Here is a 19,116-nt window from a genome sequence, read left to right as displayed (position 1 = left end):
ATGTCTAATTTCTTTATTAATAGACCCATTTTTGCTTGGGTGCTCGCGATTATCATTATGCTCTCTGGTATCGCTTCAATTTTAAATTTGCCTATTGCTCAATATCCTACTATTGCACCACCGGCGATCACTATTTCAGCATCTTATCCTGGGGCATCGGCAAAAACGATTGAAGACAGTGTAACTCAGGTTATTGAACAAAGCATGACTGGGCTGGATAACCTACTTTATATGTCATCGATCAGTGATTCTTCTGGCAGTGCATCTATTACCCTAACTTTTAGTGCCGATACCGATCCTGATACCGCACAAGTACAAGTGCAAAATAACCTACAACAAGCGAGTAATCGTTTACCAGCTGAGGTACAAAATCAAGGCACATCGGTAACCAAAAGTACGTCTGGATTTATGTCTGTGACTAATATTTATTCACCAGATGGAAGTATGAGCGCTGCGGATATTCAAGATTATGCGAACTCGAGCATTAAAGACATTGTTAGCCGAGTGAGTGGGGTTGGTAGTGTGACTATCTTTGGTCCATCTTATGCCATGCGTATTTGGTTAGACCCTGCTAAATTATACAGTTATAACTTAACTCCAGTAGATGTCTCTGCTGCTGTATCGGTACAAAACAGCCAAGTAACTGTAGGACAACTAGGTGGAACTCCAGCAACAGCATCACAATTAATCAATGCAACCATAACAGCACAAAGTCTATTAACAACGGTTGATGAGTTTAAAAATATATTAATTAAAGTTGATGAAGATGGATCTCAGGTTCGATTAGAAGATGTTGCTCGTGTCGAGCTGGCTGGTGAAGATACAAGTGTTATCCCTACTTTTAATGGTTATGACTCTTCTGGTATTGCGATCACACTAGCCTCAGGTGCCAATTCATTAGATACACAAGCGGCGGTTGATGCAAAACTCGCGCAATTATCAAAAGGATTTCCTGATGGATTATCTCTTGCTAAATCGACAGATAATAATGAATTTATTCGTTTGTCTATTTCTGAAGTTATAAAAACACTCTTTGAAGCCGTCGCTCTGGTATTTGTTGTTATTCTATTGTTCTTACAGAATTGGCGTGCAACGTTAATTCCTACCATTGCTGTTCCTGTGGTGTTATTGGGTACTTTTGGAATAATGTCTGTACTTGGCTTTTCCATTAATACGTTAACCATGTTTGGTATGGTTCTCGCGATTGGATTGCTAGTGGATGATGCTATTGTGGTGGTCGAAAACGTAGAACGGATCATGCATGAAGAAAATCTGTCTCCGCTGGAAGCTACTAAAAAATCGATGGAACAGATCACTAGTGCGTTGATTGGTATTACTATGGTGTTGGCGGTTGTGTTTATTCCTATGGCCTTTATGTCGGGATCTACAGGGGTTATATATCAACAGTTCTCCTTAACGATTGTATCTGCGATGGTGTTGTCTGTATTGGTTGCCTTGGTGCTAACTCCTGTACTTTGTGCCACCTTACTTAAACCGGCTGATAAAGAATCGAACATTAAAGTGTTCATGGTATTTAATCGCCTGTTTGATAAATTATTAGCGAAATACCGTGCGTCAATTCATCATGTATTGCTACGTCCGATTCGTTTTCTATGTATTTATGGATTGTTATTTGCAGGTACTGCTTACTTATATAATGTCTTACCTAGTTCTTTTTTACCGAGTGAAGATCAAGGTGATTTTATGGTGATGGTGCAATTACCAACGGGATCAACATTACAAGAAACGAACGAAGTAATGGGCGATGTAAAAAACTATTTTGAAGAAAATGAAGTGGATACGGTTAAATCGGTATTTACTATTGCTGGTTTTAATTTCTCAGGTAAAGGCCAAAATGCAGGGATGGGCTTCATTGGCTTAAAAGATTGGTCAGAAAGAACGGAAGCGGGAACGGATGTTGATTCGATTATTTAACGTACGATGGGACATTTCTCTGGCTATAAAAAAGCGTCTATATTCGCGTTTAGTAGCCCTGCTATTCGAGAATTAGGCCAAGCTTCTGGGTTTGATTTCTATCTTGAAGACATTGGCAATCTTGGTCATGACGGTTTAATTGAAGTTCGTAATCAATTATTAGAGAAAGCTGCCAAAAGTAGAATATTACAAAAAGTAAGGTCGAATGGCTTAGAAGATAATGCTCAGTTTTTCTTTGATATTGATTATGAGAAAGCCAAAGTGCTTGGTATTGAGATCGCCGATATTAATAAATCCTTGTCGATAGCGTGGGCATCTTCTTATGTAAACGACTTTATTGATCGAGGTCGCTCTAAAAAAGTATACATTCAAGCAGACTCAGAGTATCGCATGACACCGGAAGATCTCAATCTATGGTTTGTGCGTAATAACAAAGATGAAATGGTTCCTTTGTCTGCTTTTAGTTCATCACATTGGGGGCAGGGCTCACCACAGTTAATGCGTTATAACGGTAATCCTGCCGTCGAAATATTAGGTGAAGCAGCCGCAGGCTACAGCACGGGTGATGCCATGGCTGAGATAGACAAACTTGCCGCCGAGTTATCTAGTGATGTTCAGGTGAGTTGGACGGGGATGTCATATCAGGAATTAGAAGCAGGTAACCAAGCGCCTATTTTATATGGGATCTCAATATTGATGGTATTTCTTTGTCTTGCTGCGTTATATGAGAGTTGGACAATTCCAGTTTCTATTATTTTAGTGGTACCACTGGGTATTCTTGGGGCATTAGCCGCTATTATGATGAGAGGACTTGAGAACGATGTGTACTTTCAAGTTGGGGTACTTACCACTATCGGTTTAACTGCAAAAAATGCGATTCTTATTGTTGAATTTGCGAAAGAGTTATATGAAAAAGGCATGAACTTAATAGATGCGACGATTCAAGCGTGTGAAATGCGTTTGCGCCCAATAATAATGACGTCACTTGCATTTGTATTAGGGGTACTGCCTCTGGTTATAAGTACTGGCGCAGGGGCAAATGCACGTAATGCGATTGGTACTTCCGTTATGGGAGGAATGATAGCTGCGACGCTTCTTGTTATTTACTTCGCACCATTGTTTTTTGTTTTAATTCTGAAGGTTTTCAAATCAACAAAAAATAGTACAGATAATTAATCATAGATTAGATTTACCGATAACCTGATGATTAGTAAATGGTCTTCGATGTATCTATGTTGGAGACCATTTTTGTGCATCAAAAATGATACTTATTCTATAATTATGGTTATTGATAAAGTTGTAGCATTAAAGAGTGATAAGCATCATACGTTTAATATTAGTGATAATGATAATATCTTCTCGTTGAATTGAGTCTATAAATGGATATTTTATGAAGGCTAGAGGCTTAACATTACTGAGTTTAATTTTTATTATTGTATTTTTTGGGATTGCATTTATTTTTTTTACTATACATAGCGATTTTTCAAAGGCAGAGATAGCCAATGAGCCACAAATTATCGATGACAGCGTAGAGATTGCAGAAAAGCAAACAGTGAATGAAACTAAGCAAGGAAATCTAAGGGTATTTTTTTTAGGTGATAAGTAAACGCTGCATAAAATTAATACGATCCCCTTTATTATCTGTATTTTATAGGCTTTCAAAGATGGTTTTAGAAGTGTACCTATGAACTCCTGAACTCTTATGATGTAAAGCCATATTTAGCATGAAATTAGCTACCACCTCTCCTTCAATAGGTTTGTAATTTAATAGATAACCTTTAATTATAGGATTAAAAAATTGCATTACAGTTTGTAATAATTTCTCATCGCTTCTTTCTTTTGAACGATAGCCCGATAGAGGCCCCGGCTGTATAAAAGAGATACTTTCAAAATTCATTGTAGAAACAGCCATCTCCATTTCTCCTTTATATTTCAAGTAATGTGATAATGCTTTATTGGATGCACCAATACATGACACAATATAAATGTGTTTAACGCCAATAATACTCATTGCTTGCGCGACATCGACCACTAAAGAAACATCTACTGCTCGTAATGCCTCTTTACTCCCTGCTTGTTTTAACGTCGTTCCTAATGTGATGAAGCCTACGTTAGGCAAAGAGGCCGTCATTTTATCAGGGAGTATGGCTAAATTAGGGCTGATTAATTGAGTTAATTTCTTACTTTTTTCTTCAAGTGGCTTACGACTAAGACTATAAACATGATCAAAAGCTTCATTTTTTAAAGCTTGTGATAATAATGAATGACCAATTAATCCGGTGGAGCCCGCAATAATAATGGATGAAGAATCAGACATAAGATATTCACTTTTTGGTTAATTAAAGAAAAGAGGATTAAATGAATATTAACACCATTAAGCCGCGTAAAAAATCTGATCTTAAGTTTGATAATACCGCGATAAGAGAAATTACTACTTATGGTGAAGTAATAGGTAAATTGTTTGCTCCTAAAATGAATGACTTTAGCTAAAGATTTGTATAGTTAGTGTTAAAGGTGAATGAAGGGTTATATTTTTTGCATCTTATTGATTTAAATGTAGTTTATTTTAATTAATATAACCTTTGTTTTAATATGGTCTTTTTGTGTTGAAAATGAGAGTGAGTGTTCAATAGAGTAAAGAGAAAGGCGGTGTTTATTTTATTTTTGGCTTAGAGGCATATAGTCAAAGATAGAAAATGAACTGGAGAACTACCCATGAGTGCATACATTAAATTTCCTAAAGATACATTTAATCAAACAACACCAATTAGCTATGGTGATGATGAACAAGACGTTATGATTGACCAAGTTATTTATGACTATATTTTAAAATACAGTGAAAACTCATCTGAGGCACAAGAGTTACTATCGCTATTAATTGCTGAAAATAAAGCATTTATTGAAAAAGCACGCCAAAGCTCAGACATTAAAGAATCTCGCACAGACTATGTAGTTAACTTAATGAGCTCAACGTTACTGAATGTATCGCCGATCCCATTAGAGGCACATCAAGCGGTTAATATTTGTTTTGAAAATTTGATTTTCCAATGTGGAAAAACAGTAACTCATACTTTCTCTATACCAGCTTTCATCATGAGTATGGTAAATCAAGAAGATGTAAAAAAAGTAATTAACTCTGAATTAAGTCATATCGATGCATGTGATTTTAAATTTGATTTATTTAATAATTACATTCGTGGCATACTGTTTTCAAGGTTATTTGAAAATAAGATCACCGCTGATAATTGGGTTTAAGTCATAGGTATGATGAGCGGTGAAGGTGCATAAGGCTCGCCGCTTTTTTTGTATCATTAGCAATAAGCTGTTTGAATCTATAATGTAAATTTTCACATTAATCTAAACTCATACTAACTCCAGTAATAATACCAATTCCACTAACTATCTGATCATTATTATTGAGTGATTTTCCTGCTTAATAAATAGATCATTTACTACTATTGCCTTAATGATTTTCTTCTTATTTTTAGTCTCTCTATTCGCATAAATTATAATCATAACATACACTAAAATTAGCCTTTCTATTTTATAGGTGAGCAAGTAAGTTACAGAGGGAGTTGTGTATGTATAGAGTTCTAAATCACCGTTATTTTTTTACCATCACTGTTTTATTTTCTTCTTATTTATCGGCATCCGATACAATTAAACTCGCTTATTCTGATGTTGAATCTTATCCTTTTCAAGCTGGTAATGGACATCAAATAGCAAATCCTCCGGGACTTTCTGTCGATGTAATTAATAATGCTGCTAATCAACTTAATATTGATATCGATTATATGCGCTTACCAGGAAAGAGAGTTTTACAGTATGTAAAAGAAGGGAAAGTCGATGGTGCCTTTATTTTTTCCTATAACTCACAACGAGCACGGTATGCAGTTTATCCTATGCACCAAGGTCAACCAGATAATAGTAAAAGAATAGCAACGTTAGCCTATTATTTTTATAAAATTAAAGGGAAGCCTTTTATGTGGGATGGAAGTGAAGTAAATGGAAATTATCAGAAAATAATTGGTGCTAATTTGGGCTTTTCTATTGTTAACGAGCTAAAAAAGAAAGCTCTTGAGGTTGAAGAAATAAATTCAACAGCACAACTTTTTGGTATGTTGAGAACTGAGCGTTTATCAGCGATTGCAATGCAAGATAGCATGGCTGACGAGTTTATTAAAAAAAATAAATGGGATGATGTTGAGCAGATACAACCGCCAATTATGAATAAAGATTACTATTTAGTTTTTAGTCATGAATTTGCTCAATCTAACCCTGAGTTAGTGGATCAGATTTGGACAACGATAGACAAAACACGAGAGTCGGTTATTTCTCAAAAAAGAGAGTTGTACGATAAATAGGCCTAATGCTATCCATTTTCTAAGAAGAATTAATCTACTTAGATACTGCTTAGATACAGTAGACTTTTATCATTTAAATGATGATTTATTAGTAAACCTAGAAATACCTATTATTACACTTGATAGGTTTTATAAATCACAGCTATAAGTACAAGCGATTATCTCTTACTCTTTGGGAGGTTTACTCTATTCCCATAGTTTATTGAAGGGTAAAGAGATGGCGAAGAGTGCATTAGTAGTTGAAGGTGGAGCAATGCGTGGCATTTTTGCTAGCGGTGTGCTTGATATTTTCATGAAAAATAAATTTATGCCTTATGATTTTGCTATAGGAGTATCAGCAGGCGCATCGAATTTATTAGGATATCTTTCAGAGTCTCCATTGCGCAGTTTCGATGTTATTACTAAATTGGCTACCCATAAACGTTTTTTTAATCTTACTCGATTTGCTCGTGGTGGTGATCTTATTGATGTTAAATGGTTGATTGATGAATCAAATAAAAGACAACCATTAAACTTTAATCGATTATTTTCATCTATTCCTATGTATGCCGCAGTAACTAATATAGACAATGGTAATGCTGATTATTATCAAGTAAATGAAAATAATATAGATGATGTTATTGAAGCTACAACGGCCCTTCCTATTGCTTATAGATCAACACCTTGCTTCTCTGGTGGTTGTTATACCGATGGAGGAGTTGCTGATTCTATCCCAGTAAAAGAAGCTTATCGTCGAGGAGCAAGAGACATTACAGTTGTCTTGTCTCACCCGCTTAGTTATCAAATGAAAGCACCGAAAGCCTCTTGGTTAATTACTAAACTACTAGTTCGTTATCCTCAAATAGCGCAAGCAATGCTTGTTCGGGCTGAAAACTATAATCAATCATTGGAATTTATTCGAAACCCTCCTGAAGGTACGACGATTCGAGTGATCGCCCCACCAGAAGAATTTGCGGTAAAACGACTTACAATGAAATCTACTACACTCATTGAAGGTTACAAAATGGGTGTATCCTCGGGCTTAAATCATTTGTCTAGTCGTGATGGGACATTTGGATTAAATACTGAAAACTGCCATTTTTGCGTTTAATACTTTTAACGGTTTGTATTTAAATTTTATAGCTTAACCATTGCACTAAAGGATTGATAAAAATGACTAAAAAACTCACTACAGCAGCAGGTTGTCCTGTCGCACATAATCAAAATGTTCAAACTGCGGGTAAACGTGGCCCTCAATTACTTCAAGACGTATGGTTTTTAGAAAAATTGGCGCATTTTGATCGTGAAGTTATTCCTGAGCGTCGTATGCATGCAAAAGGGTCAGGCGCTTACGGCACATTCACCGTGACTCATGATATTACTAAATATACAAAAGCAAAATTGTTCTCTGAGATCGGTAAACAAACTGAAATGTTCGCACGTTTCACTACCGTTGCTGGTGAGCGTGGTGCAGCAGATGCCGAGCGTGATATCCGTGGCTTTGCGCTAAAATTCTACACCGAAGAAGGTAACTGGGATTTAGTGGGTAACAACACGCCAGTATTCTTCCTGCGTGATCCTCTAAAATTCCCTGATTTAAATCATGCAGTTAAACGTGACCCTCGCACAAATATGCGAAGCGCGAAAAACAATTGGGATTTCTGGACATCATTACCTGAAGCGCTTCACCAAGTGACTATCGTGATGAGTGATCGTGGTATTCCTGCGACTTACCGTCATATGCATGGTTTTGGTAGCCACACATTTAGCTTTATCAACAGTGATAACGAGCGTTATTGGGTGAAATTCCACTTTGTTTCTCAACAAGGCATTAAAAACTTGTCTGATGCAGAAGCGGGTGCCGTGATTGGTAATGATCGTGAAAGTCATCAACGTGACTTGCTTGAAAGTATTGATAATCAAGATTTCCCTAAATGGACATTGAAAGTGCAGATCATGCCTGAGGCAGAAGCGGCGACGGTTTCTTACAACCCGTTCGATTTAACTAAAGTATGGCCACACAAAGATTATCCATTAATTGAAGTGGGTGAATTTGAACTAAACCGTAACCCTCAAAACTTCTTTGCAGAAGTAGAGCAGTCGGCATTTAACCCTGCAAACGTGGTTCCGGGCATCAGCTTCTCTCCAGATAAGATGTTACAAGGCCGTTTATTTGCGTATGGCGATGCACAACGTTACCGTTTAGGTGTAAACCACCAACACATTCCTGTGAACGCACCTCGTTGTCCTGTTCATAGTTACCACCGTGATGGTGCAATGCGTGTTGATGGTAACTTCGGTAGTACATTAGGTTATGAACCAAATAACGAAGGCCAATGGGCAGAGCAACCAGATTTTTCTGAGCCACCACTAAACTTAGATGGCGCAGCAGCACATTGGGATCACCGTGAAGATGAAGATTACTTCTCACAACCGGGCGATCTATTCCGTCTAATGACGGCTGAAAAGCAAGATATTTTGTTTGATAACACAGCGCGTAACTTAAACGGCGTGCCAAAAGAAATTCAACTTCGTCACCTAAGACATTGCTACAAAGCAGACCCTGCTTATGGCGAAGGTATCGGTAAATTACTTGATATTGATGTGAGTGAATTTAACTCGTAATTTATTTAGCTAATTAAATAAAGATCAAAGCGTTGAGAGTTTTTCTTAGCGTTTTTTATTTCTTTTGATTAAAAAACCACAAAAACTGTCTGTATTTGTATCGATAGACCTCCGCTATACTCCCCGAACTATTATAAGCCGCTAAGGCAAATATTCATTGCTCTGGATTTACGATCTAGCTTCGCAAAAAAGGAAAGTTACCATGTCTCAATATATTGTTTGTGCGTTATACAAATTTGTTTCATTAGAAGATTACACCGAAATACGTCAGCCTCTAACTCAAGTGATGGAAGATAACCAGATCCGAGGAACGCTACTTTTAGCCAGTGAAGGCATTAATGGGACGGTTGCGGGATCTCGCCAAGCCATTGATACTTTATTAGCCTGGTTTAAAAAAGACGACCGATTGGCGGATGTGGTTTATAAAGAATCAATTAATGACGTACAGCCTTTTAACCGTACCAAAGTAAAGTTAAAAAAAGAAATCGTTACTATGGGCGTTGAGGGGATCGATCCTCTTCATGTGGTAGGCACGTATGTAAAACCAGCTGATTGGAACGCACTTATTTCTGATCCAGAAGTGCTATTGGTTGATACTCGAAATGATTATGAAGTGGATATCGGCACATTCAAACATGCAGTTAACCCAAAGACAGAGACATTCCGTGATTTTCCCCAATATGTGGCTGAGAATTTAGATCCGGCAAAGCATAAAAAAGTAGCGATGTTCTGTACCGGTGGTATTCGTTGTGAAAAGTCGACGGCTTACATGAAAGAGCAAGGATTTGATGAGGTGTACCATCTTGAAGGTGGAATACTAAAATACCTTGAAGAAGTGCCAGAAGAAAACAGCTTATGGGAAGGCGATTGTTATGTGTTTGATGGTCGAGTTGCTGTAAATCATCAACTAGAAAAAAGCCATTACGATGTGTGTAATGCGTGTCGTTTGCCAATCACAGATGAAGACAAACAATCTGATGCGTTTGAAAAAGGCGTAAGTTGCCCTAAATGTATTGATCAACACAGCGATGAGCAAAAATCTCGTTTCCGTGAGCGTGAAAAACAAGTGCAGTTGGCTAATGAAAGAGGGGAAACTCACGTTGGTGGTGATGCTGCAAAGTTGATTGAACAACGTAAACAAGAAAAGAAAGAGAGAAAGCAGCAACAGAGAGCCTCTAAGTAATTTAGTGATATCTATTTGACTAAAGAAAAAGATGAATATTTTCCTTATTTACGTTTTTACAAAGCTTAGATAAAAAATAGAAGATGTGTGTATAGTATGTTTTTGATGTAAGGAATTTAAATGCCTAGAGTAAGTAGAGAAGAATCAGAACGTACAAAGCAAAAGATAATTAAGGTGTCTATCGATATCGTCTTAGAAGACGGTTATGATCAGTTAACCTTTTCTAATATTGCTCTTCGAGCGGGAATTAGTCGCTCTGGTACTAATGTTCATTTTAAACGTAAAGAAGATATCGTCGAAGCTATCAAACCGATTATTGGTCAAAAAATAGGAGCTTTATTTTGTTATGAAAGCCCTGAAGCATTCTTAGAATCTTGGAAGAGCGTGATTGATACTAATATTGAAGCAAGACGTATGATACATAATCACAGCGCTATGGTTGATGGTAGAGAAGGTATGACTGGATTAATGAATCTTATCCAGGGTGATAGAGAAGAAGTTGAAAAAACTGTTTTTTATGCGATAGGGTATGCAACCTATGGTGGTAAGTTTAACGATTTGTAAAGCCGTATATTTTTTGTTGTGAATCATTCTTTGTGCTTTGGGCAATAATATAAAACCCGAAAAGAGATATTTCGGGTTTTATATAGTAGTTAACTAATTTTTAATTAAACGGTAAAACGCTCAACTAGTTTTACGATATTGATACTTTCTGAATGTAATTCATGAACTTTCGTGGTGGTATCAACACAACCATTGGTTAAGTTTGATGCAATATCTTGTAACTTAGAGAGGTTAATGTTTATTTCTTCGGATACCGTACTTTGCTCATTAGAGGCGGTAGATATAGATAAATTTAACTCATTAATATTTGCCATTGATTGAACAATTTCAGTCAAATTTTGGCTGATCATAATAGTATCTTTCTCTGTTTTATAACACTGCTCTTTACTCACATTCATTGCTTGAACAGAGCTGTTAACCAATGCATTAAGATGATTGAGCATATCGTTAATTTCTTTTGTGCTGCTTGCTGTTCTGGCTGCCAGTGCTCGAACTTCATCCGCAACTACTGCAAAACCACGGCCTTGTTCACCTGCTCTAGCTGCTTCAATGGCAGCATTTAAAGCAAGAAGGTTAGTTTGAGCGGCTATATCCCCAATAACAGTGGTTACTTGACCAATATTTTCAGCCTCTTTACACAGATCAATAATGTGTTTATTGGCTATCTCAAAATCTTCAATCATCTGAGAGATATTTTGACTCGCACTTTCAACAATGGTGATGGCTTGGTTTGCTTTACCATTGGTTTCTTCTGTTGTTTTTGCTGTATCTAATGCGGTTTCAGCAACACTGTGAGCGCTTGAACTCATTTCGTTAATTGCAGTTGCGACCATGTCGGTTTCTTGCATTTGGTTGTTCATACTGTCAGCAATTTTTTGAGTTTGGCTATCAAGCTCTGATGTTGTGTCTTCAATGGTTTCTGCTGCACTCTTAATGTCAACTACCATAATACGAAGAGAGGCGATCATTTTATTGAATGCACGACCAAGATCGCCAATTTCATCATTAGATTGAATAACAATTTCTTTTGTTAAATCCCCATCGCCTTCTGCGATCATATCAACTTCTTTAACTAGTGCAGTTAAGCGACTTGATAGCTTGTTCGACATAATATAAGCAATAACGGCAACAAAAAGAGTAAGACCAAGCATTTGTAATTGAAGTGTAAGAAGATTTTCATCTTTAACTTTTAGCATTATCTCGTCAATGGCATTAATTTTTTGTTTAATGTCGTTCATGATTATTCCAGTAATAAACACTGAATTTAATCGGTCAATATAGACAGAGAAGTATATTTTATCGGTTAATTTACCTGTACTTGGATCTTTAAAAGGGACGGTGTTATAGCACCCTTCTTTTGAACGACAATTCGCAACGATAGCGACGGCTGATTGTCCACCACTACTTACAGGTTTACCTATAGCGCTACTATCTCCACCATGGGCAAGTACAATTCCTCTTGTATCAACCATAAAAAAGTAACTATGATCGCCATAGTTTGAATTATTTACGGTTGGTAAGATATCTTCAATAGTCATATCTAATTCAATGAAGGAAGCAAAGATTTCCCAGTTATCTTGTAAGTTATTTTTTTGGCTCTCTATTTCTGTTTTGTTTATGACATCAATAACGTTATCGGTTATTTCATCAATGATCACATAGGATAAAAAAATACTTAGAACACTAATCCCGATAAGTGGTAAAACCGATAATCCTAGTATTTTATTTTTTATTGTTTTTAACATTTTTATTATCTCTCCTAATTGCATGCAAGCCAAATAGAGGACGATGTCCTTTTTTGTGGCAAAAAAATATTGTTATAACCCAATTGATGAAACTAATAGGAGTAACACTCTGTTATTAAAATAACTTTTTGGTTGACTCATATTTTTACTTTATACAATGACTTTTTCATTTGAAAGTTTTTTAGCAGCGTTGATATCTTTAGCTTTTTTTTTCAATTTGTATGTATCTTTAAATCCTTTTACTAACAGGTCCTTTTCTTTAAAGGTAAGAGAAGATTGTGTATAAATTTTTTTCATATCATTGAACCTAATTGGTATTTATTACATCAATAAACAGTTTGTTTATGGTACCTGTACTTTTTGTTGAGAGGATATTACACAATTTTTATGGACGTCGTCTATTATTTATTGGCGAATAATTAGACTTAAGCGTTTTAAAAAGCGACTAGTGATAATTAAGGGCTTTTTAATTGTGTATTAAAACGTCATATCTCTCGACAATGTGATCAAGATCTCTGTATAATCCGCGGCTAGATTTTCTCATTTATCATACTTTCGTCTTTCATCTTGTGGCTCTCTATAGCCCAATCATGACTTGTCAGTAAACCCTAGGAATTATTTCGTTGATACAATCAAACAACATCACAATGCAATTTGGCGCAGAGCCTTTATTTGAAAACATTTCAGCAAAATTTGGCAACGGTAACCGTTATGGTTTGATCGGTGCGAATGGTTGCGGAAAATCAACGTTCATGAAGATTCTAAGTGGTGCATTGACTCCTAGTTCAGGCAACGTATCAATGACGCCAGGACAGAAGTTAGGCGTATTGAGTCAAGACCAGTTTGCGTTTGAAAAATACAACGTAGTTGATGTTGTTATCATGGGTGATAAAAAACTATGGGAAATCAAACAAGAGCGTGATCGCATCTATTCACTACCAGAAATGAGTGAAGACGATGGCATGAAAGTAGCTGAACTTGAAAGTGAATTCGCTGAAATGGATGGTTACAGTGCAGAAAGCCGTGCTGGTGATATCTTAATTCAAGCGGGTATTGATGAATCACTTCATTTTGGTTTAATGCAGCAAGTTGCTCCAGGTTGGAAGCTGCGTGTGTTATTAGCACAAGCATTGTTTGCAAACCCAGATATCTTGCTACTTGATGAACCAACCAACAACTTGGACATTAATACGATTAACTGGTTAGCAGAAGAGCTAAACAAGCGTAAATGTACAATGATCATCATTTCGCACGACAGACACTTCCTAAATTCTGTATGTACACACATGGCTGATATCGACTACGGTGAATTGCGTATTTACCCTGGTAACTATGAGTACTTCTTAGAAGCATCAAGCCTGATCCGTGATCAACTATTAGCCGGCAACGCGAAAAAAGAAGCTGAGATTAGTGAGCTACAAGACTTCGTAAACCGTTTTGGTGCTAATGCATCTAAAGCGAAACAAGCAAGTTCACGTGCAAAGAAAATGGACAAAATTTCACTAGATGAAGTGAAATCATCAAGTCGTATGAGCCCATCAATTAATTTTGGTGAAGGCAAAAAACTGCATCGTCAAGCACTAGAGCTTGAAAACTTAGGCCACGGCTTTGATGATGGGGTACTGTTTGAAGGCGGTAACTTATTACTAGAAGCGGGCACTCGTCTAGCGGTAATCGGCGAGAATGGTGTGGGTAAAACGACATTCTTACGTTGTTTAGTGAATGACCTAGAGCAAAACGAAGGTATTGTTAAATGGTCTGAAAATGCATCTTTTGGTTACTGCCCACAAGATAGCACCGCTGATTTTGATAACGATCTAAGCATCTTTGATTGGATTTCTCAGTGGCGTACAGTTAAGCATGATGACTTGATGGTTCGTGGTATTCTGGGTCGTCTACTATTTACTGCTGATGATACAAATAAACAAGCTAAAAACTGTTCTGGTGGTGAGAAAAACCGTCTGTTATTTGGCAAGTTAATGATGCAAGACATCAATGTACTTGTTATGGATGAACCAACGAACCACATGGATATGGAAGCGATTGAAGCATTGAACGAAGCATTAAAAGTGTACACTGGTACATTAATCTTCGTAAGCCATGACCGTGAGTTTGTTTCTTCTCTAGCGACACAAATTATTGATGTTAAAGATAAGAAAATAGTGAACTTTCAAGGTACTTATGAAGAGTACTTAGATCACCAGACTAAAATTCTACAGGTTAATATTACTAAATAAGCTTACCTCTAAGTTAAGAAAGTATTAAACAAATTAAAAACGCGAGACTGGTTATCAGCTCGCGTTTTTTGATCTAATTCTATATGCTTCAACGTCATCATTACTATTAACGTAACTCAATTCTTACTATTTATTTGGAAATCATTTGTGTCAGTAATTCGATCTAACAAAACAGCCCCAGCAAATACCGTCGTCGTACTCGATTTCGAAACCACAGGTTTATCACCAAACCAAGGCGATCGTGCAATAGAAATAGGTGCGGTTAAATTAGAAAACGGCGTAGTGGTTGATCGTTTTCAAGGTCTAATGAATCCGGGCTTTAGAGTGAGCTCATTTATTGAGAATTACACTGGTATTTCAAATCGAATGCTAGTTGATGCTTCGAGCTGTGATGTCGTCATGCATGATTTTGCTGACTTTATCCAAGGCTGTAATTTAGTTGCTCACAATGCCTCATTTGATAAGCGTTTTTTAGATGGTGAGTTAGAATTAATTCAGCGTGGTTATGACGGCGATTTTGCTTGTTCATTACTGGTATCAAGACGATTAACTCAAGAAGCATCATCACATAAATTGGGTGACTTAGTCGCGTATCATCAAATTGAAAATGATGGAGTATTTCACCGAGCATTAGCCGATGCTGAAGTGACCGCTTCACTATGGTTAGTGCAATTAGAGGCGTTAGAGCGTGATCATGGCATTATAAACCCAAGTTTTGATTTAATGATGAAAATAGGAAAAACGCCAAAAGCATCTATTGAGAATTTCTTGAAAAAGAGTCGTTAATAAGAAGATTAACGTTCTTTTTAAAAATAGACAGCTTACAATTGTGTGATAAATGGATCGTAATTCACTGAGTGGTAAAATAATGGATTTAAATTTACTCAAAACCTTTGATGTAGTGATGAACACGCTCAGTGTTAATGAAGCGGCGGAAACCTTAGGAGTTACGGCTCCTGCTGTGAGTCACACCTTAAATCGTTTACGTGAGCAGTATCAGGATCCATTATTTGTGCGTCAAGGAAGAGGAATAGCTCCTACTAACTTTGCGACAGAGCTACATGCTGAAATTCAAGAACCACTTAATCGATTGTTAAATGGAGCTAAATCTCGCCAAGCGTTTGATCCAAGAACTAGCAAACGAACCTTCCGTATATCCAGTCACAAAGATTTAGATTTGATGGTTGTGCCTCCTCTTATTGTTTATCGAGATCAACACGCACCTAATGTGAAATTTAAAGCAGATATTGAACATTTGAATGAACAAGATAGACAAACTGATTTGAGAATGCGTAAGGTTGATTTGATTCTTGCGACCGTGCCATTAGAAGATCACGGCTATCATAATCAATTGTTATTTGAACAACAGTTGGTGGTCGTGTGTAGAAAAGATCATCCAAGAATTAAAGACAGTATTACTCAAGAGCAATTCTTTGCAGAGCAGCACTTATTGTGGCAAACCCAAAGAATGAATAAATACATCATGGACTCTTTGGTAAAAGAAAAGCTGCCAAAACGAAAAGAAGCCTACACCACCGATTCAATCTGTAACTCGATAATTATGGCATCTCAAACAGATTGGTTATGTGTAACCAGTGTTTGGCACGCTAAGATGCTATCTCAAATGTCTCCTTTAAACATTCTACCATTACCTTTTGAATCACACCCATTTCCGGTTTATATGACCTGGCATCATTCTCAGCAATCAGATACTGGACACCAATGGCTCAAAACTGTTTTTGAACAGGTAACACAAAACTTAACTGACTTAGAACTATAAAAATAAATCCAATTCAAATATGGATTAAATAAAACTAAATCCACTTTTAAAAGTGACGCTATCGATCGTTTAACTGGCTCGCCCTATTATTTCTCTATCGACGAACAAGATGAGTTGTTCGCACTTATAGAGAGATGAATTATGTTATTTAAAAAAACCATAGTATCACTTGCGGTCATTACAACATTGGCTCCAGCGCTTGTATTTGCTGCACCAACAACCAACCAACCAAAAGATGCAACGGAATTCACCGTTCAAAAAAACGATCAACTAAAAAACTATTTAGATTTTGATAATAAAGCCGATTTTGAAAATGCCTCTCGTGGTTTTATTGCTACTTGGCCAGAAAAAACCATTAAAGATGCACAAGGCAACGTGATTTGGGACTTCTCTAAGTTTGATTTTATTAATCAAGATAACGGTGTCGAAACCATTAACCCATCACTTCTTCGTCAAGCTAAATTAAATAATATCAATGGATTATTTAAAGTAAAAGACGGGGTATATCAAGTTCGTGGGTTTGATTTATCCGTCATGTCGTTTATTCGTGGTGATGATGGTTGGATTGTTATTGATCCACTTATTTCACCAGAAACCGCTGCGGCAGGTCTTAAGCTATTAAAAGAAAAAGTGGAAGATGTGCCAGTGACAGGGGTTATTTTCACTCACTCGCACGTCGACCATTTTGGTGGGATCTTAGGGGTAACAACGCAAAAAGACATTAATAACGGTGATGTAACTATTGCTGCTCCAGAAGGCTTCTTTACGCACTCAATTGCAGAGAACTTAATGGCAGGCACAACCATGTCTCGTCGTTCATCTTATATGTATGGCAATCTTCTAGATGCTAATAATAAAGGTATGGTTGATGGTGGTTTAGGTAAAACAACCTCATCTGGCTCACCAGGTATTGTGAAACCAACAGAAATTGCAAACTACACTGGTCAAGAGATGACAATTGATGGTGTTGATTTAGAAGTTATGATGGCCCAAGAGTCAGAAGCGCCCTCTGAGTTTATGTTCTACTTCCCTCAATATAAGACCATGATGGCTGCAGAGGTGATGACTCATACGATTCACAATATCTCTACATTACGCGGTGCAAAAACTCGTGATGCTTCTTCATGGGCGACCTATGTAGATCAAGCTCTGCATACTTATGGTGATAAAGCCGATACCATGATCGCTTCCCACCATTGGCCAACATGGGGCCAAGAGAACATCAAAGGTCAGCTAGCGAAAACGCGTGATATGTATAAGTATGTACACGATCAAACGTTACGTTTAGCAAACAAAGGTTATACGCCTAATGAGATCTCAGCGACTATTAAACTGCCAGATTCATTAGGTAAAGAGTGGTACAACCGTGGTTATTACGGCACCGTTTCGCATAATGCTCGTGCAACTTATGACTATTACTTTGGCGCGTGGTGGGATGGTAACCCTGCAAACTTAAACCCATTAACACCAACAGAAGAAGGCACTAAATACGTTGAGGCAATGGGCGGCGAGAAAAAAGTAATTGAGCTTGCAGAAACCGCGATTAAAAAAGGCGAGTACCGCTGGGCTGTAACCCTGCTTAATAACGTTACTTTCTCTAATCCTAAAAATATGGATGCGCGCTATTTAGAAGCGGATGCGATGGAGCAACTTGGCTATCAATCAGAATCGGGTCCTTGGAGAAACTACTACTTAGGCGGTGCTAAAGAGCTACGTAATGGTATTAAACCGGTAGCTACACCAAATACTGCAGCGATTGCAGTGAATATGCCATTCAATCAATTCATGAAGTACCTGGGAGTGACAGTGAAGCCCGATGTTGCGAAAGGGATGAACATGAAGGTGAATATCAATGTGAAAGGTGATGGTAAATACTCAATGGATCTAAGTAATTCAGTATTGAAGTCTTACACAGATACTCAATTTGAAAATGCAGATTTAAACATTACGTTGTCTCGTCAGGCATTTGAAAACATGATGACGAAGAAAGCGACATTGAAAGATGAGATGAAAACGGGTGAATTTAGTGTTTCAGATCAAGCTAAGTTCCAGCAACTAATGTCGATATTTGACCAATTTAATTTATGGTTCGGTGTAGTAACGCCATAGTAAAAAGATAATATAATATAAATGATATGACCAAGCCCTATTGAATGAAGGGATTCAATGGGGCTTTTTCTTTTAGTTTAAAAGCCATTAATTTAGGGGATTACAGCTAGGCAGAATTGTTTCATACATTGTTTTAAATCCTTTTAGTGAAATGATTATTTTCTCTCTACTGTTAGCATCACCAAGTAAGGTGACGGATAAAGAATTTCCCTTAACAAGCTCTTTAGTTTTCTCTAGTGGGATGGTTGCCCAATGGGTACGGCCTTTTACCCATACATCCATTCCAAACGTTGAGCCAGAATCCACAGAAGTTTTTGCCGAATACCCTCGTTCTTCATAAGATAGTGATTTTAAAAAGAGCAGATTTACGCCCTCAGTAGTACAACGAAGAACTACGGTATTAACGGCATGATCACTGCTGACATCACTGACTCCTAAGATGATAGGTTCGCCAGTTTCAATATCTTGTGATTGATAATGTTGCCAATCTTGATAGGTGTGCTTTAACTCTAATGACGCATGGGATTGGTAAGAAATCATGCATAAGGTGAGTATTTGTAAAAATCGTTTCATTGGAAGAGGTGCCTTTAAATCT

At 37.2% G+C, this 19,116-nt stretch carries 16 protein-coding genes and 1 pseudogene; 13 read left to right on the top strand and 4 right to left on the bottom strand.

Annotated features, from left to right (window positions below):
* Both ACU5DF_RS05285 and ACU5DF_RS05280 read left to right on the top strand, forming a co-directional pair.
* A pseudogene (locus tag ACU5DF_RS05285) lies at window positions 1–3,111 on the top strand (efflux RND transporter permease subunit).
* A gap of 214 nt (window positions 3,112–3,325) precedes the next feature.
* Window positions 3,326–3,541: a hypothetical protein gene (locus ACU5DF_RS05280; protein ID WP_045103384.1), complete on the top strand. Its 216-nt coding sequence runs from the start codon at window positions 3,326–3,328 to the stop codon at window positions 3,539–3,541.
* A gap of 42 nt (window positions 3,542–3,583) precedes the next feature.
* On the opposite strand, the gene ACU5DF_RS05275 is transcribed toward ACU5DF_RS05280, so the two are convergent.
* A complete protein-coding gene (locus ACU5DF_RS05275; protein WP_446712079.1) occupies window positions 3,584–4,252 on the bottom strand; it encodes a Rossmann-fold NAD(P)-binding domain-containing protein in 669 nt (222 codons plus the stop codon).
* A gap of 41 nt (window positions 4,253–4,293) precedes the next feature.
* On the opposite strand from ACU5DF_RS05275, the gene ACU5DF_RS05270 reads away from it, so the two are divergent.
* From ACU5DF_RS05270 to ACU5DF_RS05240, 7 genes are all read left to right on the top strand, one after another.
* Window positions 4,294–4,425: a hypothetical protein gene (locus ACU5DF_RS05270; RefSeq protein ID WP_446712078.1), complete on the top strand. Its 132-nt coding sequence runs from the start codon at window positions 4,294–4,296 to the stop codon at window positions 4,423–4,425.
* A gap of 225 nt (window positions 4,426–4,650) precedes the next feature.
* Window positions 4,651–5,190 (top strand): hypothetical protein, encoded by a 540-nt coding sequence (locus ACU5DF_RS05265; RefSeq protein ID WP_045103386.1) that lies wholly within the window; start codon window positions 4,651–4,653, stop codon window positions 5,188–5,190.
* Between the two features lie 326 nt (window positions 5,191–5,516).
* A complete protein-coding gene (locus ACU5DF_RS05260) occupies window positions 5,517–6,299 on the top strand; it encodes a substrate-binding periplasmic protein (RefSeq protein WP_446712077.1) in 783 nt (260 codons plus the stop codon).
* Between the two features lie 217 nt (window positions 6,300–6,516).
* Complete coding sequence (locus ACU5DF_RS05255; protein WP_446712076.1) at window positions 6,517–7,389, top strand: patatin-like phospholipase family protein; 873 nt, start codon at window positions 6,517–6,519, stop codon at window positions 7,387–7,389.
* A 62-nt stretch (window positions 7,390–7,451) separates the two neighbouring features.
* On the top strand, window positions 7,452–8,903 hold the full coding sequence (gene katE2, locus ACU5DF_RS05250) for a catalase KatE2 (protein ID WP_446712075.1): 1,452 nt from the start codon (window positions 7,452–7,454) through the stop codon (window positions 8,901–8,903).
* A gap of 202 nt (window positions 8,904–9,105) precedes the next feature.
* The gene (trhO, locus tag ACU5DF_RS05245) at window positions 9,106–10,086 is read left to right on the top strand and encodes an oxygen-dependent tRNA uridine(34) hydroxylase TrhO (protein ID WP_446712074.1); all 981 of its coding nucleotides are present in this window, start codon (window positions 9,106–9,108) and stop codon (window positions 10,084–10,086) included.
* Window positions 10,087–10,206: 120 nt separating this feature from the next.
* Window positions 10,207–10,650, top strand: coding sequence for a TetR/AcrR family transcriptional regulator (locus ACU5DF_RS05240; RefSeq protein ID WP_446712073.1), 444 nt, complete (start codon window positions 10,207–10,209; stop codon window positions 10,648–10,650).
* A 104-nt stretch (window positions 10,651–10,754) separates the two neighbouring features.
* On the opposite strand, the gene ACU5DF_RS05235 is transcribed toward ACU5DF_RS05240, so the two are convergent.
* Window positions 10,755–12,395 (bottom strand): methyl-accepting chemotaxis protein, encoded by a 1,641-nt coding sequence (locus ACU5DF_RS05235; RefSeq protein WP_446712072.1) that lies wholly within the window; start codon window positions 12,393–12,395, stop codon window positions 10,755–10,757.
* Window positions 12,396–12,545: 150 nt separating this feature from the next.
* Window positions 12,546–12,692 (bottom strand): hypothetical protein, encoded by a 147-nt coding sequence (locus tag ACU5DF_RS05230; protein WP_446712071.1) that lies wholly within the window; start codon window positions 12,690–12,692, stop codon window positions 12,546–12,548.
* A gap of 326 nt (window positions 12,693–13,018) precedes the next feature.
* On the opposite strand from ACU5DF_RS05230, the gene ACU5DF_RS05225 reads away from it, so the two are divergent.
* The 4 genes from ACU5DF_RS05225 to ACU5DF_RS05210 all read left to right on the top strand — a co-directional run bounded on the left by ACU5DF_RS05225 (window position 13,019) and on the right by ACU5DF_RS05210 (window position 18,521).
* Complete coding sequence (locus ACU5DF_RS05225; protein ID WP_446712070.1) at window positions 13,019–14,632, top strand: ABC-F family ATPase; 1,614 nt, start codon at window positions 13,019–13,021, stop codon at window positions 14,630–14,632.
* Window positions 14,633–14,779: 147 nt separating this feature from the next.
* Window positions 14,780–15,418, top strand: coding sequence for a 3'-5' exonuclease (locus ACU5DF_RS05220; RefSeq protein WP_446712069.1), 639 nt, complete (start codon window positions 14,780–14,782; stop codon window positions 15,416–15,418).
* 82 nt (window positions 15,419–15,500) lie between these two features.
* Complete coding sequence (locus tag ACU5DF_RS05215; RefSeq protein ID WP_446712479.1) at window positions 15,501–16,412, top strand: LysR family transcriptional regulator; 912 nt, start codon at window positions 15,501–15,503, stop codon at window positions 16,410–16,412.
* 141 nt (window positions 16,413–16,553) lie between these two features.
* The gene (locus tag ACU5DF_RS05210) at window positions 16,554–18,521 is read left to right on the top strand and encodes an alkyl/aryl-sulfatase (RefSeq protein ID WP_446712068.1); all 1,968 of its coding nucleotides are present in this window, start codon (window positions 16,554–16,556) and stop codon (window positions 18,519–18,521) included.
* An 87-nt stretch (window positions 18,522–18,608) separates the two neighbouring features.
* On the opposite strand, the gene ACU5DF_RS05205 is transcribed toward ACU5DF_RS05210, so the two are convergent.
* Window positions 18,609–19,094: a hypothetical protein gene (locus ACU5DF_RS05205; RefSeq protein ID WP_446712067.1), complete on the bottom strand. Its 486-nt coding sequence runs from the start codon at window positions 19,092–19,094 to the stop codon at window positions 18,609–18,611.
* Between the last annotated feature and the right edge of the window lie 22 nt (window positions 19,095–19,116).

It is taken from the genome of Aliivibrio wodanis, from assembly GCF_052920805.1.
Note: the sequence above shows the minus strand (reverse complement) of the source record. Positions and strands in the feature narration are given on the sequence as shown.